Origin of the sequence: Paraburkholderia dilworthii, assembly GCF_000472525.1 — a bacterium.
Lineage (GTDB): Bacteria > Pseudomonadota > Gammaproteobacteria > Burkholderiales > Burkholderiaceae > Paraburkholderia > Paraburkholderia dilworthii.
Genome location: NZ_AWZT01000043.1, coordinates 1 through 20,921, shown reverse-complemented (window position 1 = coordinate 20,921; position 20,921 = coordinate 1). Strand labels below are relative to the sequence as shown.

The 20,921-nt window shown below is 59.3% G+C and carries 10 protein-coding genes and 3 pseudogenes; 8 read left to right on the top strand and 5 right to left on the bottom strand.

What is annotated here, in order from left to right:
* Positions 1 to 7 precede the first annotated feature (7 nt).
* The gene (locus F759_RS0127795; protein ID WP_027802743.1) at positions 8 to 1,258 is read right to left on the bottom strand and encodes an arsenic transporter; all 1,251 of its coding nucleotides are present in this window, start codon (positions 1,256 to 1,258) and stop codon (positions 8 to 10) included.
* Positions 1,259 to 1,741: 483 nt separating this feature from the next.
* Here F759_RS0127795 and F759_RS0127790 point away from each other — a divergent pair, with 483 nt between their 5' ends.
* Together F759_RS0127790 and F759_RS0127785 are read left to right on the top strand one after the other, a co-directional pair.
* Positions 1,742 to 2,305: a YceI family protein gene (locus F759_RS0127790; protein WP_027802742.1), complete on the top strand. Its 564-nt coding sequence runs from the start codon at positions 1,742 to 1,744 to the stop codon at positions 2,303 to 2,305.
* Between the two features lie 62 nt (positions 2,306 to 2,367).
* Complete coding sequence (locus F759_RS0127785; RefSeq protein ID WP_027802741.1) at positions 2,368 to 2,946, top strand: YceI family protein; 579 nt, start codon at positions 2,368 to 2,370, stop codon at positions 2,944 to 2,946.
* Positions 2,947 to 3,841: 895 nt separating this feature from the next.
* Here the strand turns inward: F759_RS0127785 and F759_RS0127770 are convergent.
* From F759_RS0127770 to F759_RS0127760, 3 genes are all read right to left on the bottom strand, one after another.
* Positions 3,842 to 4,960, bottom strand: a complete 1,119-nt coding sequence (locus F759_RS0127770) for a sensor histidine kinase (protein ID WP_027802739.1) — start codon at positions 4,958 to 4,960, stop codon at positions 3,842 to 3,844.
* Between the two features lie 1,063 nt (positions 4,961 to 6,023).
* Positions 6,024 to 12,149, bottom strand: coding sequence for a YDG domain-containing protein (locus tag F759_RS0127765; protein ID WP_027802738.1), 6,126 nt, complete (start codon positions 12,147 to 12,149; stop codon positions 6,024 to 6,026).
* A 21-nt stretch (positions 12,150 to 12,170) separates the two neighbouring features.
* Positions 12,171 to 14,003: a ShlB/FhaC/HecB family hemolysin secretion/activation protein gene (locus F759_RS0127760; RefSeq protein WP_244438927.1), complete on the bottom strand. Its 1,833-nt coding sequence runs from the start codon at positions 14,001 to 14,003 to the stop codon at positions 12,171 to 12,173.
* A gap of 1,305 nt (positions 14,004 to 15,308) precedes the next feature.
* Between F759_RS0127760 and F759_RS41375 the strand changes: the two are divergent.
* From F759_RS41375 to F759_RS44385, 6 genes and pseudogenes are all read left to right on the top strand, one after another.
* Positions 15,309 to 15,658 (top strand): annotated as a pseudogene (locus tag F759_RS41375) (DUF72 domain-containing protein); the annotation flags it as partial.
* The gene (locus F759_RS43435; RefSeq protein ID WP_027802735.1) at positions 15,658 to 16,122 is read left to right on the top strand and encodes a hypothetical protein; all 465 of its coding nucleotides are present in this window, start codon (positions 15,658 to 15,660) and stop codon (positions 16,120 to 16,122) included. The pseudogene F759_RS41375 and the gene F759_RS43435, both read left to right, overlap by 1 nt.
* Positions 16,123 to 16,822: 700 nt before the next feature.
* A complete protein-coding gene (locus F759_RS0127740; RefSeq protein ID WP_027802734.1) occupies positions 16,823 to 17,545 on the top strand; it encodes a GntR family transcriptional regulator in 723 nt (240 codons plus the stop codon).
* 97 nt (positions 17,546 to 17,642) lie between these two features.
* A complete protein-coding gene (locus F759_RS0127735) occupies positions 17,643 to 19,028 on the top strand; it encodes a GntP family permease (protein WP_027802733.1) in 1,386 nt (461 codons plus the stop codon).
* Between the two features lie 494 nt (positions 19,029 to 19,522).
* On the top strand, positions 19,523 to 19,861 hold the full coding sequence (locus F759_RS0127730; RefSeq protein WP_027802732.1) for a hypothetical protein: 339 nt from the start codon (positions 19,523 to 19,525) through the stop codon (positions 19,859 to 19,861).
* A gap of 66 nt (positions 19,862 to 19,927) precedes the next feature.
* A pseudogene (locus F759_RS44385) lies at positions 19,928 to 20,365 on the top strand (porin); the annotation flags it as partial.
* Between the two features lie 172 nt (positions 20,366 to 20,537).
* On the opposite strand, the pseudogene F759_RS41370 reads toward F759_RS44385, so the two are convergent.
* Positions 20,538 to 20,648 (bottom strand): annotated as a pseudogene (locus F759_RS41370) (transposase); the annotation flags it as partial.
* Between the last annotated feature and the right edge of the window lie 273 nt (positions 20,649 to 20,921).

The following is a 20,921-nucleotide window of genomic DNA, read 5'->3' as shown; positions in this document are numbered from 1 at the left end:
GTGCGCGTCAGCCGATCAGGATGCGCGCGCCGAGTGCCAGCATCAGCGCGGGCAGCATCACCACGATGCCCACCTTCAGAAACTTCATGAAGCTCACGTCCTCGCCTTCGCGGCGGATTGCATTGAGCCAGAGAATGGTCGCGAGCGAACCGGTGATCGACATGTTGGGCCCGAGGTCGACGCCGATCAGCAGCGCGTCGATCACGCGCTCCGGGCTATGCGCCTGCATCACGGTCGAACTCGCGATCAGGCCGGCCGGCAAATTGTTCATCAGATTGCTGGCGATTGCGATGGCTGCGCCGGCCCACCCCGCGGTGCTGACTTCATTGTGCGCCGCAGCCGCCTGCATCAACGCGGCCAGCATGCGGATCACGCCGGTGTGGTCGAGCATTTCGACGAGCACGAACAGCGCGGCGACGAGCGGCAGGACGCTCCACGATATTTCGCGGATCATCGGCAGTGGTGATTTGCGCTCCTGGATCAGCACGACGAGCGCGGTTGCCGCGCCGAGTATCGCGGTGGGCAGACCCAACTGAATGTCGAACGCGGACACTGCGAGCAGCACGACGGCCGTTACCCCAATGCCCGCAAGCGCCACCCGTCCGCTCGAAGACAGCCGAAGCGGTTCGAGGTTCGCCTCGCAGACGCCCGCAAGCGCCTCGCGCTGCGTCCAGCGCAGCAGCGCATACGTGGCGGCGATCGACAGCAGCGACGGCAGCGCGAAGCGCATCAGCCACGGTGCGAGCGCGGGCGTGTGATTGCCGTAGAGCACGATGTTGGCCGGATTGGAGATCGGCAGCACGAAGCTGGCTGCGTTTGCAATGAACGCGCAAACGAACAGCAGCGGCAATGGATCGGTCTTCGCCTTCTTCGCGGCGGCAAACACAGCCGGCGTAAGGACGACCGCGGTGGCGTCGTTCGAAAGGAACGCAGTGATGACCACGCCGACCAGGTAGACCAGCATGAACAGCTTGCGCGGCGAACCTTGCGCATGGTTGACCGCAAGCACCGCGACCCAGTCGAACAGCCCTTCGCGGCGCCCCACTTCGGAAAGCAGCATCATGCCGAACAGGAACAGATAGACGTCCGTTCCCTTGCCGACGGCTTCCATCGCGAGAGGCACGGGCAGCAGCCCGAACGAGACTAGGAGAAGCGCGCCGGCCACGGCCCACACGGCCTCGGGCCATTTGAAAGGACGGGCGATGACGCCGGCCGTCGCGAACGCGGCGATACCCCATGAAAGGAAAATCGAAGTCACAACGAAAGCCCTGAATGGATGGTTGCATGTGGGCGAGGCCCGGTGCGCAGGATAACCCAACAGGGCCACGCCCCGGTTCTCCTGACCGTTGCAAAGGGCGAGCCTGGGCGGCATTAAGGTCACCCGTAAAACGATCTGTTCTCTTGCGCCCGTCTATTCAGGGTCGATTGACATGCCTACTATTCGCAGTCACGACGACAACGCACGACCAGCGACTATGAACCACATGGCCTCCGATCGATGCCGGCCGTTACCACAGCGCTGCAATCGCCCTGGATTGGCTGGTTGCCCCGCTGGTCGTCGGCGGCTTTTATCCCGGTTGGATCATGACGGACATTCCGCGCGCGACGAACCGCTCGCGGGAATGATGCCCTCCCTTAAATAACAAACAGCTATTCGCGCCGATTCACTACGGCCTGTTGGCAGTCAAATTCCCCGCTGTGCCCAATCCGTGCACACGGGTTCGATAGGATGCGTATCACCATGAAAAGTACATTCCATCGCTCCATTCTCGCCGGCGTCGCCGCCCTTTCGCTGTTCGGCGCGGGCCTCGCGCACGCCGATGTGGACACGACCAGAAGCACCGTGATTGCGACGACGAAGCAGATGAACGTGCCCGTCGACGGCAAGTTCAGAAAGTTTTCCGCGCAACTGTCGTTCGATCCGGCGAGGCCGGCGGCAGGAAGCGCCAACGTGTCGATCGACACCGGCAGCTACGACCTCGGCGCGGACGACTACAACAAGCAGGCGCGAGGCAAGGAATGGTTCGACAGCGCCGCGTATCCGGCCGCGACCTTTGTTTCCAGCGCGATTGCGCCAGCGGGCGGCAATCAGTACAAGATCACCGGCAAGCTGACCATCAAGGGTAAATCGCAAACGGTGGTGGTGCCCGTCACGATTGCAAGCCAGGGTTCGACGCAGACGTTCGACGGTTCCCTGCCGATCAAACGCTCACAGTTCGATGTCGGTACCGGCGAATGGAAAGACACGTCGGTGGTCGCGGACGAAGTCGTCATCAAATTTCACCTCGTCGCTTCCAAAAAGTAATTGGAAATATCAAAGCAAAAACACTTAACCGTCACAGCACTTTTCGAAACCTGGAGAACATCTTGAAGAAACAATTCCTGCTCGCCGTCGGCGCTCTCGCCGCTGCATTGTCGTTTAACGCAATGGCCGCCGACACCTACCAGCTCGATCCGACGCACACGTACCCGAGCTTCGAAACAGACCACTTCGGCGGCCTGTCGATCTGGCGCGGCAAGTTCAGGAAAAGCAGCGGCAGCGTGGTGCTCGACCGCGCGGCAAAAACCGGCACGGTCGACGTGACGATCGACATGAGCTCGGTGGATATCGGCAATGACAAGCTCGATTCGGAACTGGTCGGCGAGAAGTTCTTTGATGTCGCCAAGTATCCGACCGCTACCTACAAGGGCACGCAAATCCGTTTCGACGGCGACAAGCCGGTGGAGGTGATCGGCACGCTGACCATGCATGGCGTGACGAAGCCGGTCAACCTGAAGATCGAGTCGTTCAAGTGTTTCGTGAATCCGATGCTCAAGCGCGAAGTGTGCGGCACGGAATCCACGGCGACGTTCAATCGCGACGATTTTGGCGTCGACTTCGGCAAGACCTACGGCTTCAAGATGCAGACCACGCTGCACATTCAGGCCGAAGGCATCAAGCAGTAAAGTCGCGGCGGGCGCTGCTACGCGCCCGCCTGCTGGCCCGCCGTGTTAGCGCGTGCATCGAATGGCGCTTGCTATCAGGCGCCTGCCAGCGAGCGGAAGTCGTCGATGGTCTCGATGTAAATCCCCGTGTGTCCATTCGACGTGACCGTGATGAGCACGCTCGATTCGTCCTTCGGCGTGATGCTCTCCACCATGTCGCTCGTCGATTATGCACGTTTAGCAGTCGGAGGCGTAAGGCAGCAACGCGAATGGCTTCCCGATGGCGCTTGCTATCGTCGCAGCAAGTTCACTCAGATCGTCAGGCCCTTCCGCCTCGCAGATCGTGAGAGTTTTGAGCTCATTCTGCAATGTTTTACTTCGGCACCGCACCTGCAGCCACGAGCCACCAGGTCCCTTTGCGGGGCATACTCGCACAACTTCAAGTTGAACGACATCTTCCACCGGAACTACGTAGAGCTCCGAACTGAAAGAAATCAGCGCAGAACAGTCGCCTGAGCGGCCGATCCATCCATACTTGGTGCCGACATCGCCATCGAGTAACCTGATGAACTCCAGTTCAATTCCAAGGAAGGCCAATCGCGCTTAGATAGCCATGCAACGCAGTGTGTATCGGGAATGCGTAATCAGCTTGCATGTTCTCCTCGGAATACATCTATGGCGAAAATGGACCGGCCCGTTCGTTGTCGACGATCTGACCTTCTCCGTCGAACCGCCTCCGCGGAACGGCCCCGTCTGGCCGAACCGTGACGAATCGCGGCCGGTCCAGTCCGACCCGAAGCGGACTTTCAGACCTCATTAGATGCATGACCGCTTTCATGGCAACAGGTGACCGCGACACCCGTATGGCGCGGTTCGAGCTTCCTCTGCAATGAGCCATCAACGCCCTGTTATGGTCTCATTCGCGCGGGAGCGACACGGAAAAGGAAGTTTCGCTTTCGTTGGATCGCGCTTCGATCGAACCGTGATGGGCCTTGGCGATTTCGCTGGCGATATACAGGCCTAGTCCGAGGCTTTCTCCCTTGTCGGATTTGCTTTGATGGTCCGGCCCCCGCGCTAAGGGATTGAACATGCAGCCAAGCGTTGCAGGTTCAATGGCAGGTCCGCGGTTTCTAACGTCGATGCAGACATGGGTTGAGTAGCCGGTCACCTCCACGCGTACTGGCGCGTCCTGTCCGCCGTACTTGATGGCGTTGAGTACAAGGTTCTGGAGCAGTTGTTGCAGACGCTTTGCGTCCCAGACTCCCTGCGAATCACCACTCACATGTAAGTCAATCTGCCGGTCTGAATGAACTGCGCGCAACTCGTCCAGCTCGTCCGTCACGATGTCCGCCAGATTGATATTGGTGCGCGTCACGTTGATGCCGAGACCCAGTCTGGTTCGGCTGAAATCGCTCAGGTCATCAAGCAGCGCTTGCATTCGGGCTCCGCTGCGTATGAGACGGGTCGCAGCGTCCGACACCTTCTCACCGGCCTTCAGCGCCGCCAGGTAGGACGCAGTCACCTGTATCGCCTGAAGCGGGCTGCGCATATCGTGGCCCAGCATGCCGAAGAAGAGGTTTCGGCTTTGTTCAACGTGTCCACTGAAAAAGGAGACAGATTCGGCAAGTGCCTGGTCGATCGCTTCGTTGAAGCGCACCATGTCGTTCAGATCAGGCGCCTCGGGCGCGCAATCGTCCATCCAAAGGCGAAGCACGCTCGCTCGCAGTGCACGGTATTCAGCGGCGAGCTGATTAATGTTAAAGCCGGCCTGTGCCCTTAGGACAGCGTGAGTCTCGGCAGCAGTTTCGGTCGCCTCCATCAGCTCTGGGGCTTGCCCCATTGATTTTTCGCGTTGCACTTCCCTGGTTTGCGAAGTCTGCAGATCCTTCGCCACGGCTTGCAGAATCTGTTGCGCGTGGTTGCGTAAGGCCAGCGGCCCCATATTTTCCGCCGCTGGCAGGAGCGTAGCTGCGAATGCTTCCCACTGCGCCAGAATCCGTTCCATGTCCCGCGAGATGAAGTCAGCAAGTCGCATCTATGCGTCTCCTCGGCAAATCGGTGTGATGGGAGTGGCTAATGCACCCATCTTACGCGCCAGTTGCCACGGATTTCGAGCGGGAGAGAACCCTGAAGTGGACGCAGCCCCGTTATGGGTACTGAGGCGACCAAGGGATGTGGCGCTTTACGGGGATCCGGTAGTCCCAGTGCCATTTGTACAGCCCTCATTAATAGGGCGCTATTTAACGGCTTTTTCAGGTATCCCGCCGCACCTCGCGCTAGAGCCTTCCCACGAACAGTCTCATCGTCGGTCGCGGTAATGAAGGTGATGGGCACGCCAGTCCGCTAGGTGACGCTGCAGTTGCAGCCCATCGTTGAGGTCACCATTGAACGTCGCGTTAGCGCCCTGTGAACCGATCGTAGTGACAGCGTGACTGTAGACCGATTGACTCGCCGTAGGACTTTGTTTGCCGTCGACGCCGCACAAAAAATGTGTGCTGTGCCGCCAGAAGTTTCGCACACCGCCAGACACTAACGGCTCAAGTCCTTCCGTAAGCGGACAGTCATGGAAGTTCGTTCGAACGGCCGGAGTTGGCCGCGCACTGCCTCATGCAATCCGCATCGTCGGCTCGACCTCTCTCGATCTCAATCGACAACATGCGACCCGTAGCCGCCATCGGGCCAGCAAGGCCGCAATGGCCGCTTTCTGATGCCTAACGGGCGTCTATGCGCACCACTTTCGCCATGTTTGCGCGACGCGTCCAGTGGTTCGCCGCACACCTTGGTGCCCGATCGCTCGGTCCGGGAGGACCCCTGCCGCGAATGCCGAAATCCTCTCACCGATACGCTCGGTCAACTGGTTACGACGCAGCAGCGCTCCGGGTCGTCTGCCGGCGGTGACATTTACGTCAAGAGAAGGCGATGCTCTTCGATGAACTGTTCGGGCGTCGTGTGCGGCTGACCAGCGATCTCCGCTGCGCTTCTGTCGGCCCCGGAACGCCAACAAATTTCCCGTTCATCATTTGAGAAAAAATCAAACGAAAAAGCCCGGCGATTTCTCGCCGGGCTTCGGGGACCGCTAAGTTTCAGCGGTTACAGCGTCAGGCGTTGCTCGCGCCGTTACCGTTGCGTGCTTCGATAACGACGGCTTTCACTGCCTTGACGCCGATACCGAGTTGCTTCTTCGCGACGGCCAGACCGTAGCTCGCAGCGATTTCGTCGCTGTCGTTGACGCCGTTCGGGACGATGACGACAAGCGTACCGTCGTTGAGCATCCGAACGCGGTATTCCGTCACCGCGCCGTCTGCACGAACAACCGTGCCATTCTTCCAGTCGCTGCCCTTGCCCTTCAGGTCCGGCGTCTTGTCGCTCAGGCTCGGCGTACCTTCCAGTTCAATGGCGTTGCCGCGATCGACCACGTGGAACGTGCCACGGTTGTCCAGTGCTTCAGGACGATCCGAGCGGAACACAACGAGCGTATTACGTTGTGCGCGTTCTTCACGTTCGTCATTCAGCCCCAGGCTCGCCTTGCCGTCCATACGCAGGACCGAAGTCGAGAGCGCACCGTCAGCGATATCGACTGCATCGCCACGTTGAGCCGGGGTCACCGGCAGCCCAACGATGAGCGCCGGAACTTCCGTCTTCGCGATTGCCTGGTCGCTGACGACCTTGCCTGCGTTCTTCGTGGCCTGCGCCGTACCGTTCACACCCGTGGCGTCAGCAACGAGCACGGACGGATTGTAGGCCGGGCGAACGTCTGCTTGCGCGACGACAGCCGACGTGTCGAGGATGTAGTTGCCCGCATCCGCGCCAGCCAACGACAGACCTTCGCCGTTCACCGGCTTGTTCGTGCCGACGTTGCTGTTGTCGAACCTGCCGGTATTGCCGACGATCGAGACCTGATCGCCCGTAAGCACTCCATGTAGCGCCAGATCGCCCACTGCTGCAACCGTCCTGCCATCATACGACTTGTCCTCCGCAGAACCGGTCGCGGTGATGACCTTCTGGCCGATGTCAGCCTTCGCAACTTCCTTCGACGTGTCCAGCGAATAGTTATTTGCGTCGTTGCCGGTCAGGACCAGACCGGAGCCGTTCACCGACTTGTTCTTGCCTGCGTTGCGGTTGTCGAAGTCGCCGTTCGAGCCTTCTGCACGGATGTCGTCACCGTCCACCAGACCGGAGAGCTTCACGTCGGACAGCTGAGCGATAGTGTTGCCGTCGTAGACCTTGTTATCGGCCTTCGCAGACGCTTCGATCGACTTCGGCGTGATCGCAGCCTTACCGACTTCCGCCTTGTTATCGAAGACGTAGTTCTGCGCGTCTTCGCCTGCGAGCGTCAAGCCACTGCCGTTGACCGACTTGCCCTTGCCTGCGTTCTTGTCTGCGAAAGTACCGACCGTCCCGTCCACACGCAGATCATCGCCTGCCACGACGTCGTTGGCGTGCGCATTCGTCAGGTCTGCGACCGTATTGCCGTCGTAGACCTTATCGGATGCGGTAGCCGTCAACGTGATCGACTTCGGCGTGATGTTTGCCGTAGCGACTTCGTGGTTCGTGTCCAGAACGTAGTTGCCCGAGTCGTCACCCACGAGCGAGAGACCTTCGCCGTTGACGGATTTGGACTTCCCGACGTTCTTCGTGTCGAATTTGCCGGTCGTGCCGTCTGCGGCAACAACATCGTTACCGATGACACCAAGCAGCTTCACGTTGCTCAGGTCAGCCGTGACGTTGCCGTCATAGGTCTTGTCCTTTGCGTTCGCGGTAGCCGTGATGACCTTCGAATCGATGTTGGCGTGCGCAACCTCGTCGTTCGCGAGAACGTAGTTGTTGGCGTCGGCACCCGTCAGACCGAGGCCCGTTGCGTGGACAGCCTTGCCCGTACCTGCGTTCTTGTCTTCGAACGTAGCGCCCGTCGCAGTCGAATCGATGTTGTCGCCGTTAATGGTGCCATTCAGCGTGATTGCACCGATCGTGGCCGTGGTCGTCGCATCGTAGACCTTGTTCTGGGCCGTAGCGCTTGCCGTGATCGTCTTCTGCGTGATCGAAGCACCCGTGACCGTCGTCGTCAAATCGTAGTTCTGTGCGTCTGCACCAGCCAGCGACAGACCGGAACCGACAACAGACTTGCCCGCACCGGCATTCTTGTCAGAGAACGAACCGGTATTACCCGAGATGAACAGGTCATCGTGCTCAACAATGCCAGCCGTGTTCAGTGCCACGTTCGTCAGGTCCGCACGGTTCGTGCCGTCGTAAACCTTGTCCTGCGCAGCAGCCGTGCCCGTGATTGCGCGTTTGCTGATATCGGCGGTCATCTGCAGCGTTGCGTCCTGCGAACCCGAGGCCAGTACATAGTTGCCCGCGTCGTTGCCCGTCAGCGACGTAGTGACCGTCACATTCTTGCCGACGCCCGCATTCTTGTCTGCAAACTGGCCGCTTGCAGCCGCGCTCACGTTGTCGTCAGCAATAACGCCAGTAACGGTCGTGTGAGCCGTGGTCGCCGTGTTGCCGTCGTAGACCTTGCCGTCCACGGTCGTAACGCTCGTGAGGGCCTTCGGCGTGATCGTGCCGATGTCACCTGAAAGCGTGTCTTCCGCGAGACGGTAGCCATAGACCTGCACGACCTTCGAGCCGTCCGGGTTCGTGCTGCCTTGGTTCTGCGCGACGCCCAGCTTCACACCGGACAGCGTAACGGTCTTGTCCGTACCTGCGTTCTTGTCGCTGAATTGTGCGTTCGCCAGGTTCGCGTCATTCAGGATTGCGAGCGGAACGTTGTCGCCGTCAATACCGATCAGGCCCGAGACCGCGACGTTACCGAGCGTAACCGTGTTGCCCGTTTGCGTACCATTGGCATCCGTGACAACGGTCGTGTTCGTTTGCGTGGCGGTCGTGCCGTCATATGTCTTCGTGACGCTGCCGACAAGCTTACCGGTCAGGACTGCCGAACGCGAGTACAGGTAACCGTTCTTGCCCGCCTGGTCGCCGTTCAGGATTTGAACGAGGTCCGCACGATTGCCGACCGGATCGGTGATGGCACCATTCAGGTCCGGTTGACCACGGTCATCGAGCGATGCAACGTCAGTGCCGACCCATCCGCCGTTGACGTTCTTGTACGTGCCGTCCGACTCCTTATACGTGGCTTCATAGACCTTGAAATCGACGTCCAGATCGCGGCCGACATCCTTGTCCGGCGTCGTGGAGTAGACGAGCCAACGACCGCCCGTCCCTATTGTCATCGCATCCGAGCCACGGTCGTTCACGAAGTTGCCGCCTTGCGACTCTTCCACGTCGGTGGACTTGTGGTCTGCCGTTGCTGCTGCGAGGATCGCGTTCGTCTTGGCCGTGACCGTGCCATTCTGCGTGATCACGACGTTGCCACGGCCCGTGCTCGTTGCCGTTTGGTCTGCGTTTGCATCGCTGCCGACATTGGCCGTGTTGTGGTCAACGGAATCCGCTGCCTGGATGAACACGGAACCGTTGTTGTTCGTGACCGCACCATTCACGACAGCCGTGCCACCGATCAGGCCAACTTGACCGGATGCGTTGAAGGTGAAGGGCGAGGACGTACCATCCATGTGACCGACTTCGATCGTACCGAGATGATCAGTGCTGCCGATCGCCAGCGAAGGCGTGCCTTGCTGTTGCAGATAAGCGAGATCGCTTGCGCTCAGGAACGTGCTCGAAGTCGTGTTGCCGGTAACCGAACCGTCGCGGTTGACCGTGCCGTTACCGAGGACCACACCTTGGTCGTTGCTGACGAAGATGTTCGTGCCCTTGTCGGCCGACTTCAGTTGCAGACCGGTCGTCGTGAGGCCCGTCACGCCCGTGTGGCTGATTGCGATCGTGCCACCTTCCAGACCGACGAGACCCGTGGTGGTCGTTGCCGCGCCGGTCCTGTCCAGAACCGACGGGTCGAGCTTCGTACCCGAGTCGAGCGTGACGGTGCTGTCCTTGTCCGTCTTGATCGTAGCGCCGCCGTGAATCTCCCAACCAGAGGTATTGACGTTACCGCCTACGTTAAGATCACCGCCGAGAATCGTGGTGTTGGCGGGTTTCGTTCCACCCGGACCCCCTGCATCCGGAACAGCCCGGAACGTGCCCGCTTGACGAGAGCAGCTACCATCGGTACAGACCAGATCGACGGCACTACCGTAGGTGAACGTGGCGGTTTGGCCCGAGCTGAAACCCCAAGCGTAGTTAAAATCGCCGCCGTTGGTCTTGATCTTGCTGCTGACCACCAGATTGCCGCCACCTGCGTGATCCGAATCAGCATGGAGGTAGACGTACCCGCAATACGTCGTCAGGTCGCCAGAAATGGCGAGACCGTCTGCGCCCAGAAGCGTAATCGTCCCTGCGCCCGGCGTAGCCGTATTCACGCCCGCCCAATTGGTGCTGTCGTAAGCGCTCGTGGATGTGGATTTGCCAGTTGCGTCCAAGCCACCGTGGGCGATCAGATTGAATACGCCCCGATTGGTAGTCGGATCATTTCCCCCATTACCGATGGCACCACCGCCGAGCGCACCTGCCTCAATGAGGATGTGACCGGTTCCCGAAACTTCAAGGGTGTTGTGCGAATTATCGAATAAAATTCTATTCGATGTATCCAATCCATTGGACGAGTTCGAGGGATTAACCCCGCCATCAGCTTGAGCCGTGAAGCTGACATTGGGCTTCATCGTGATCTTGCCGTCACCACCATTACCATTCAGGTCGTGAAACTCGATAACGCCTGCACCTGCGCCATCGCTAATACCATTGGTGATCGTGGAGCTACCCTTGGCGTTTACCGACAACACCACCGACACATCTTGGGCTTCGAGCGACTTTTCATAAACGGCAGCACCCGTGACGTTTGTCCCGCCATTGGGATCGGAGCCGCCATAAACATCAATGCGCGTCGGGTCAAGAAGCAGGGTTCCAGTCAAACCGTGCGCGGACAAGCCATTGGTATAGCCTCTATAAGTCAGGCTACCGAGACCCGAGACTTCAGCGAAACCACCGTTACCGCCGTTCTTGCCGCCACGGATGAAAATCTCGCCCGAGAACGCATTTGTGCCGTCCGACCAGGCCACGATCGTACCGCCGTCGCCCTTTTGGGTGGCGTCTGCCGAGAGAACGACGTTCTTGCCCGTCGTGACCGTCGTCGCATTGTTGACCGTCGTGTCTTCACCGCGGAGACCACCACCGATCTTGATGGTACCGCCGCCCAATGCACCATCCGCCTTGATCGCCGCATTGTCGATCGCGACGGTCTTGCCTTCGATCACCACATTACCGCCCACGCCGTCAGCCGACGAGACATTCAGCGTTCCTGCCACGGTCGTATTGCCGTTTGCTGCGTCGTTGTCCAGAACGATACGACCGTTCTTCGATTGCAGCGAACGCGCTTCAATCACGCCAGTGTTGTTGACGACGCTGCTAATAGCCGCGTCAGCAGCACGCGCCGTCAGGACCACTGCGGAGCCGTCAGCCGAAATCTGACCTTCGTTGCTCACCAGTGCGTCGAGAGCGCCCTTCGTGACTTGAACGCTGACCAGACCGTCGCCGTCGAAGTCCAGATTGACATCCTGCCCGGCTGCAAGCGCAACGCCCTTCGCGTTGATGGTGCCTTGGTTCGTGACTTGCTGACCGATCAGGGCGACGACACTTTGGCTGTTGATCTTGCCTTGGTTGACGATGTTCCCCATTGCTCCGGTGAACTTCGTTTTGCCCGCGAGGAAGTCGCTGTCGCTGATGTTCGCGCTCGAAGCAACGAGACCCGCGACGTTGATGGTCGCGCCCTTGCCGATGACCACGCCACCGGGGTTGATCAGCCATACTTGGCCGTTCGCGTTCATGTTGCCAAGAATCTGGCTGGCACCGTTACCGCCGATGACACGGTTTAGCGAAACGGCCGCGCTGTTCGGTTGTGCGAACGTGACGGAATTGCCTTGACCAATGTCAAAGCCGTTCCAGTTCGTGACCATCTTCCCGGAATTCTGCGTGATGGTCATGGACGAACCGTTTTGCGTGATCGAGCCTTGGCCCGCCACGATGTGACCGCCAGTCGGAAGCGGCGGGGCTGCGTACGCTGCGTCTGCCACGGCAACGACACCGAGGACTGCGAGCAGGGCCGCGCTACGTGCGCTGCGTTTGCCGCGAGCGTTCGTGTTCTCTGCTACGGCGACGAATGCACCAATCGTGGTATTCCATACCAGCCGATAGACGTGATTCAGTGATGCTTTCTTCATTTGAGGTCCTTTTAGAATCGATCAGAAAGCCATACCGAGTTGGAGCCACGCGCGCCAGCTGGTATCCAGGCCATCGGCGTTGTTACCCGCCAGCGAAGCGCCATCATTGCGGCCGATCGTCCGTGCAACAGCCGCGTGTGCGTTCCAGCGACCGCTCCACACGTTCACGCCCAGACCTGCCGAGGTCAACGTCACCTTGTTCGTGTGGCCTTCGTTGATTTGCGAACCGGCGTAACCGGTGTGGTGCAAACGAATCTGGCCGACATCCACGAATCCAAGCGCTTGAACCTTGACGGACGGAACGCCGATATTCACGAAGCGGCGCAGTTCAACCGTCCCCATCCAGCCTTCGTCGCCCGAACCTTCACCGACCGGATAACCGCGAACGCCAGTCGGCCCCCCGAGCAGGAACTTTTCCGAACTGTCGAGGTTCGTGTTCGACAATTGACCCGCCCAACCGCCATAAACGCTCCAGTTCTGGTCGAGGGTTTGCAGACGGTCGAAGTTCGCAGTGAGTTTCGTGAACGTCCCTTGCGTGCCCGCCGTCATCGAGTCCGCCAGTTGATCGACCGGGTTGCCCGACAGATCGACGTGACCAAACGTCACTGCGGCCCGGCCTTCCGTCACACCACCTTGCAGCAGACCATCGTAACGGTTGCCCGACAGCGAGAACGTCAGGTTGTCAAGCTTGCGTTTGCTCAGGCTCACGTCAAGCGCGCTGTCCTTCAGATACTTGTAGTCGTACATCACGGTCGCATTGAGGTTCTGCGTGCGCGTACGAATGATCGGGTAATTCAAACCGACCGAACCAGTCACAGCCGAACCGCGCAGGTCGAGGGCCGAGTAAGCCTCCTGAACCACGCGATAATGCAGATACGAGCCGCCCAGCAACAGGGTCAGGCCAGTGGGCGTCAGCGGCAGGCTGTAGCCGAGGTTGGCGACTTCCGTGCCTTGGCTCTTGCTCAGACCGAGCGTGACTTGATCACCCAGACCGAGCGGATCATTCACGAAGAACGTTGCCGTGCCGCGCTCGATGCCCGTGCTGCGGTTGCCATAGTTGTCGATCGACAGTTGGCCGTTGACGATCGGGGTCGGCGTCGTTTCAACGAGAAGCTTACTGGTGCCCGGTTGAGCACCCTTTTGCAGGATAGCCTTGGCGCTCACGCCCGGACGGTCGTTGATGAGCAGAAGTGCGCGTTCGAGGTCTTCCTTCTTCAGCGGGCGATCGGTCGGAAGGGCCGCGTTCGCGATAGCAGCGATACGTTCGTTGCTGCTGCGCGTTTTGCCATGGATGGTTACGCGATCCTTGCCCGATTCCAGACGGCCTTCCACGATCGTGATGACGAGATCGCCCGCCGTCAGGTCCTGGGGTGCGAGGTAGGCGTAAGCGAGTGCGTAGCCTCGTCCGCGCAGATATTGGGTGATCGTATCTGCGATTTTTTGCAAGCCCGCGTGGGTCAGTTTCTTGCCGACCATCGAGGCAGTAACAGACTGCAGATCTTCTGCATCCGCCACACTCTTGTCACCGTTGAAGGTGATGGACTTCAGCGTCACGCTCGGGCCGACTTCCGGTTCGGCTGCGCCCGGTGCAGCTTCGGACGGAATGACTTCCTCCGGGGTTGTCGATTGCGGTGCGCGCGGTTGCGGGGCGATTTGCTGCTGGTTCAGGAGCGAACCTGCATTCGGTAAAGATTGCGCGTACGCAGGAGCCGCGAGGACCAGGATCGCCAGACCAATAGGAGTAGGAAGTTTTCTTCGGAGGGTCATAGGTTGGTTATGGCCGTTAGTTGAGACTCGAAAATGGCCCTTGTTGAATTCCGAGTGGGTGGTAGCGTCCGGTTTTTTGCACAACAAGACGAAAGGACGCCATGCATATCGCCCACTGCAATGTGGGCGTTTGTACCCACTATTACTGCGGCACCTGAAGCAGGGGTCGGTCGGGTCCCAATGGTGGTCGTCCACCGGGACGGCGTGCTCGAGTCGCAAGTCGTCGCGTTGTTCGACGTCGCGCAATTGGCGTAAGACAATGACGGGATGGTCGGCCGCAATACACGCAAGCGCGGCAAGACAGATCGCACTTCGTTGCGGCACAGAAGCGCGCTTCCCCCCAAGGGTTGCGGCATTCGATCCAGTGGACCGACACGAGACTGACAGCTCGTTAATTTGCTGGTCATGCGTTTCCCCCTTGACAGTAGTTGGCTACGCTTCTTATTAGCCGCCACCGCCCTCAAATATGCGATTCGGTTAAAGACCGTTTTTTAGCGACAAGCGCGACGTACTTGATGCGTCAGCGCAGTTTCTGAGAACGGGTAGGTCTTCGTGCGCTCGCGGACGTGAGATTGCTTGCCTCGGGGAGGCGCCTACCATGGCTCGACATGTGAAGCTCACGCTCCGTACCCGGCCAGAAGCAGCACTCCAGAGGAAAGATTTTGTAATTGATTCGCGAGAACTCGCGCATGATATATAAGCCGCCAGAAAAGAACTATTAAAGAGTGTTAAACCACACACCGTAGAAAATGCGGGCGGAGCCAGAGCGACGGTCGTGGGGTTATGGCGCTACCGCCAGAACGCACACGCGCCGGCTAGTTTTCCTACTAACGCGCCGCAGCTATGCCTGGTTCATCGCAAACCGCATGTCGATTGCTGAAACTTAGCGGCAATCGCCCGGCCGCAAACTGGCAATCAGAGCCCCCAAGTGGCGTCTTTTCGCGCATTCGCCCGTCCACTTCGGGCACTACCTCCCCGTCAGCCTGGCCTGCCGCAAGGGTCACAGGCGTCAATGGTGAATCCCGTGGATTTGATGTCAGCGCGGATACGCGCGCGCTCAGATCGCTTCGGACGCAACGCCCATCAGCGGCAGGGATCGGGCAAAGCAATGACGTTCAGGACCAAGATTGGTTTTGAGGTCCGGACGATCAGCATCGCAAGGTCGGTGCAGGTCACGCCGCAAGGAGCCGCCAGGACCGCAACGGGTGCGCGGGCCCGTGTGAGCCGTGCGATGTTAAAGGATGCCGACTGACCAAGGCTGCGCGCGACAGGAAGAGACAATGCAAAGAAGCGCCGATAACAGGCTGACGGTCGTGCAGGTTCGCATTGATCCGTAGTTCGAGGATCAAGGACGCCGCGTGCATCGACACTATTGATGACACGGAGACTCCAATGACTATTTCGGTCGGAACGGCAAGTTGGACTTACCCGACGCTGATCACGTGCAAGCGCTTTTATCCTCCTGGCTGCACAGTGCTGAGGCCCGGTTGCGGTTCTACGCTACGCAGTTTCCGTTGGTTGAGGTGGATTCGAGCAATTACGCGATGCCGAGCCCCTCCAACTCGGTGCTTTGGGCAGAGCGCACGCCAGCGCATTTCACCTTCAACATAAAGCCTTCCGTCTGTTCACCGGGCATCAAACCGACTGAGCCAAGCTACCCAAGGATATACAGGCAGCGCTCCCGGCTAGCGACAAAAAACCTCTACTACAAAGACACGCCGGGCGAGATCCTTCGTGAGCTATGCCTCCCTTTGTTGGCCGCGTCCACGCGGACCCCGGCCACCCGGGCTTACTCCGCGACGACAATCAAGCGATTTTCACGATCAGCGCCCTCAGCTTCTTTTCCGAAGGGCACGAGATCGCGCAGGAGAAGGACAAGCAGATCGCCTTCTACCTGATGCTTCATTCGGACTGGCAAGCGGGAACCGCAGTCGCGACGATGAATGTGCAGCGAATCAAATACGTCGAAATCGAGGCCAGTCAAGCAAACGATAAACATTCAAGTCAGGAGTTCGAGGCGCTAGGGATCTTAGCCGGGACGATCTCGGGCTACTACAAGTGGCTGACGGCGGCCAACGATGAAATTGTGCGACTAGCCTCACTGCGCGTATGGGGTAGTCAACACATCTTGACCGTCCCCAAGCTCGTCGTTGCGAACCGCCCCTCCTCAGCGATGTGCGTACTCAGGAGAAGACGTCGTGGGTGAATTGTTGATCGATTGAACTTCCCAAGTGGATCGAAAACGAGAGATCGATCGTCTTGGAAACGGTCGTCCGACGCGGCTTAGAATGCGCTATCGCGAATGTCGGCCCCGGCGGATGATGCGAGGCATATGGTCGGTGGTCAAACAGCCGTTCACGAAGCGAAGCGGTCGTACGAATGTCCAAATGGCGGGCGAGACGAATGCCCCTTTCTGGCCGAGAGGGGGGTGACCTTCCATGTATTTCCGCATCTCCCGCGGGCGCACTTGTTGGCGTCGACAAGGTCGTCGTGGCGCACGGCACATCCGCCCGGCCTATCGAGACCAAAAGCAGGTCAGCAACCCAGCGGCGGCTGGCCATCCGCGAGTAAGGCTGCGCGATGTTCCGTGGGCGATCGGTCGTTGTAGACAACCCAGCAGCAACCGCCGCGCCGGCGCGCTTAAGCGCGTCGGCGAACGTAGCTATCGGGAACATCATGGTCAGTAGGGGCATCCGCCAGCTGATGCCCTTCACGGCAGCCTGCTCGGCAGCCATGGCGCCGGCCTTGAATCCGTCGCGGACAAATTCATATATACGTCAAATTGGGTCGCTTTGCTGGCTACGAGCGTCAACAACCCCGCCGATCAAGGGAGTAACCAAGGGTTATCCCCGTTCCGCACACGACGTAAATGTGAAATCATATATATGAATTGAAAGGAGGCAGCGATGGACGCCGCTAATCGATTGCCCCGTTACCAGCGCTTACGGGAGGAGATGGTCGCTCTTATCGCGGCTCGCCATTGGCGCCCTGGTGAGGCAATTCCGACGGAACAGGCGCTCGCCAAAAGCTACGGCCTGGCCATCGGGACAGTCCGCAAGGCCGTCGACCTGCTCGTAGCGGAAGGTCTGCTTGAGCGCTTTCAGGGTAGAGGCACGTTCGTGCGGCGAGCGAACTTAGACGGTTCCCTATTTCGCTTTTTCCGCTTCCAGACGCGGCACGGCGAACGCCGCATTCCAGAGAGCCGCATCTTGCGCCGCGAGGTGGTCGACGCACCGTTGGCTGTCGCTGCGATATTGCAGATTTCGAATAGCGCGCGCGTGATTCAGATGTCGCGCGTGCGACTGATCGACGGCGTGCCGATACTCGTTGAGGAAATCTGGTTGCCCTACGTGCGTTTTGCGGCGTTTGCACAAATGGACCTGAGCGAAGTCGGTGACCTCTTGTATCCGGTGTACGAGGCGCAGTGCAACCAGATTGTGGCGTCCGCCACGGAAACTCTGACCGTCGAGGCCGTTGGCCCGCTACACGCAAGGCTCTTACACATTGAGCCGGGTACGCCGGCTGTCGTAATCGAGCGTCTTGCGTACGGCTATGACCGACAGCCGCTCGAATGGCGCCGCTCGCGCGGACCCGCCAGCGAATTCATCTATCAGGCGGAGATCCGCTAGCGATCTGCACCATCAAAAATGCGTTGTTCGTAGCGGTAACAACATAACTGCCGCTGTCCCCAAAAACAGCCCTTTCACCATCGACCTGAATTCGTCTATGACCCATCTAGATATACAGCTGTTGTTGACCGCGCTGGTCAGCGTGTTGGTGCTGGTCGCGCTCATCGTATCGCGCCTCAAGATGCACCCGCTTCTAGCCCTGCTTGTCGTTTCCATTGGCGTGGGCTTTGCAACCGGCATGGAGCCCGGAAGCATCGTCAAGCACCTGATTAACGGCGCGGGCAAAACGTTGGGCGCGGTGGGGGTCGTGATCGCACTGGGCGCCATGCTGGGCAAGATTCTTGCCGATGCCGGCATCACGGAGCAAATCGCCGAAACCATGTTAAGGCATGCTTCGGATCGAATGATCCCTTGGGCCATGATGCTGGTGGCCTTTGTGGTGGGCATTCCCATGTTTTTCGAGGTGGGTTTGGTGGTCATGCTGCCTCTGATATTCAGCGTGGCGCGCAAGCTGGAAAACCACGCTCGTTTCAAAGGCTCGGCTTATGTGTACGTCGGCGTTCCGGTGATCTCGGCTCTCGCCGCGATGCACGGCATGGTGCCGCCCCACCCGGGCCCTTTGACAGCCATCGCCACCCTTAAAACCTCGGTGGGCCCCACCATGCTGTATGGCTTTCTCGCCGCCATTCCGGCCATGGTTCTGGGCGGTCCGCTCTATGGCGCATTCATTTCGCCGCGCATGAGCACCAAACCCGATCAGGCCTTGCTGGATCAGTTTACCCTCACCGAGAAGGCGAGCGGTGGCCCGCGGCCCAGCGTCGGGCTCGGCGTGCTGGCAGCCTTGCTACCCGCGATCTTGATGCTGGTTCACGCCGTCGCTGAAATGGTGCTGCCGAAGGGCAATCCGGTCCTGCATGCGGCCGGCTTTTTGGGCGATCCCTTGATCGCGATGTTTCTGGGTGTATTGTTCGCCATCGCGGCTCTGGTCATCGCGCGCGGAGGCGATACCGAAAAGCTGCGCGGCGCGCTAAGCACGAGTCTCAAGCCCATCGCCTCCATCATCATGATTATCGCCGGAGGCGGCGCCTTCCAGCAAATGCTGACCAGTGCCAAGGTTGGCGATGCCATCGTGCATCTGACGCAGCAGTTTGCCTTTCCCCCGCTGATTCTGGGCTGGTTGATCGCCATGCTGCTCTCCGTCTCCACCGGCTCAGCCACCGTGGGTATCGTGGGCGCAGCCGGCTTGCTCGCGCCGCTGGCCGGCGCCGATCCCAGCCTGAGCTTGCCTTTGCTGGCCTTGTCCATTGGCTGCGGCTCGCTGTTTTTCAACTATGCAAACCACGCCGGCTTCTGGATGGTCAAGGAATCCTTTGGCATGACCATGGGCGAAGCCACCACAACCATCTCAGTGGTTCAATCCATCGTGGCTGTGGTGGGCTTAATCATGGTGCTGATTTTCAACGTAGCAATTCCTGTTCATTGAATTGCGATTCATTCGCTGGTAAGCGAGCAGAAATCGCAGGCTATGTCCATTGATCGAGGCGGAAGAGAGTCTGCGGAAGACGCAGCGTGGTCGCAACCATCCCGCCAGAGGATTCATCCTACTGACCGGGCCGCTAGTCAAACTGTTCGAAATGTAGCTCCAGGGGATACGAGCGGCGACGGAATGGCGAGAGCCTATGACTGTTAGGCTACGAGCCTGCTGAAAAAGGCGGTATGGAGGCGTCTCCGACGAACCGGTGCCAACTTCGAGGAAATGTCCGCCGCACGGGCCAGCCATGATACAAAAGGTCGAGCCGCGTCTCGCACTGCCGTTTTTTTTTGTCGATATCCCTGGTTGTCGCTTGAGCAGATTGATGCGCTCGTGAGCACGCTGACCACCAGTGAGCGGAGCAGATAGCCACGCTCCACGAGGCATGGCAGGTCGTGTACCTCGGGCAGTTACGGTAGCGCTGCTTCGTCCTGAAGACCAACGGTATGCTGTTGCAGATCTGCCTGACCGGGCTGGGCGCGGGCATGCTGCCGTGTGCGGGAGCGATCTTTGTGCTCGTCGTTTCGGTAGGCGCCCACGTGCCCGAGGCAGGCGTCTCAGCCACATTGGCTATGGCATTGGGCGTCACGGTGACGGTCACGCTTGTCGGTCTTTGTGCATCCGGCCTGAACCGCGGCGTTGGGCGCCTTGCACTACGTCATGCTCCCCGCGTCGCGGACTTGCAGCGAACGGTGGCTCTGCTCGGCAGCATCGCTATCGTCGCGTTTGCGGCACTTCAGATCGCTCTGCAGATCGGCGGTGTACTGACGCCGTCCCTCTCGTAGGAGCGGTCAGATTGCCAGACGACGCTGGTCGCAAGTGCAAATACATCGCTGCGGGCTTGCGGCTAAGCCTCGGCAAGGTCTATACAGATCGCGCGGGTTGGAGCGCGCTATACGCTGGGCTCACTGACGCTGGGTTTGTCGTACAGCAACATGCAATACGGTCGCTACCCGGTCGACGTTCAGAGAAACGGAGAAATTCAATTCCGTCGCATTACTGGTGGCGTGCCAGTTCACGCCGGCCTCCCGCGCTGCGTTCGGCTACAACTATACGAAATCAGACGGCGCTGCTTCGGCAAGCTATAACCAGTTCAATATCGGTTACGACTACGCCTGTCAAAACGCACGGACCTGTATGCGTTAGCGGGGTATCAGAAGTCCAGTGGCACGACGCTCAACGCCGCCGGACGCGTGATTGCTGCTAACGCTTCAATTGGCTCATACGGCGTCAATTCCGGTTCGGATACGCAGGCACTGGCCGCAGTCGGCATCCGCCATAAGTTCTGACAGAAGTACACTGAGCGGGTCCGTGATACGGCCGCGCCGCCCTTTGAGGGCAAGGCCGTTCGAACTCATCCCTCGCCCGGATCGTCAATTCGTCCTGCGGGTCATCAGCTCTGCATTGTGCCTCCGGGATCACCGAAGCGTGCCGTTAACAAAAAGGCCAAGGCAGCACGGTGCGTGCAACCATCGAGACCGACTTACCCGGCTCGAAACTCTCTCGCACCATCGTCAGCTTCTCTTCGGCTGACCACCGCCGCCGGCGCTCCGGTCCCGTCAACACTTCCATCACTTCTTGCTTGTTGTTAGTCAAAATCTATGGTCGCCCCCATTTTTGCAATGCTGGTTTTCGATGTTGTTTTTGGCTTGCTCAAATCTATTCGNCGTCTCTTGAAGACAAAGCCTTCGCGCCACGATGAGAGTCGCGCCTGACGATCCCTAAAAAACACATCGGCTTCGAAAGCCGCCTTGACTATCGGGGTGGCCGTCAGGCCGGTATGCCGTTTACGTCATCGATTTTCCAGCGATCGCAAAACCAGATGGTTGACTTCGAAGTTGTTTG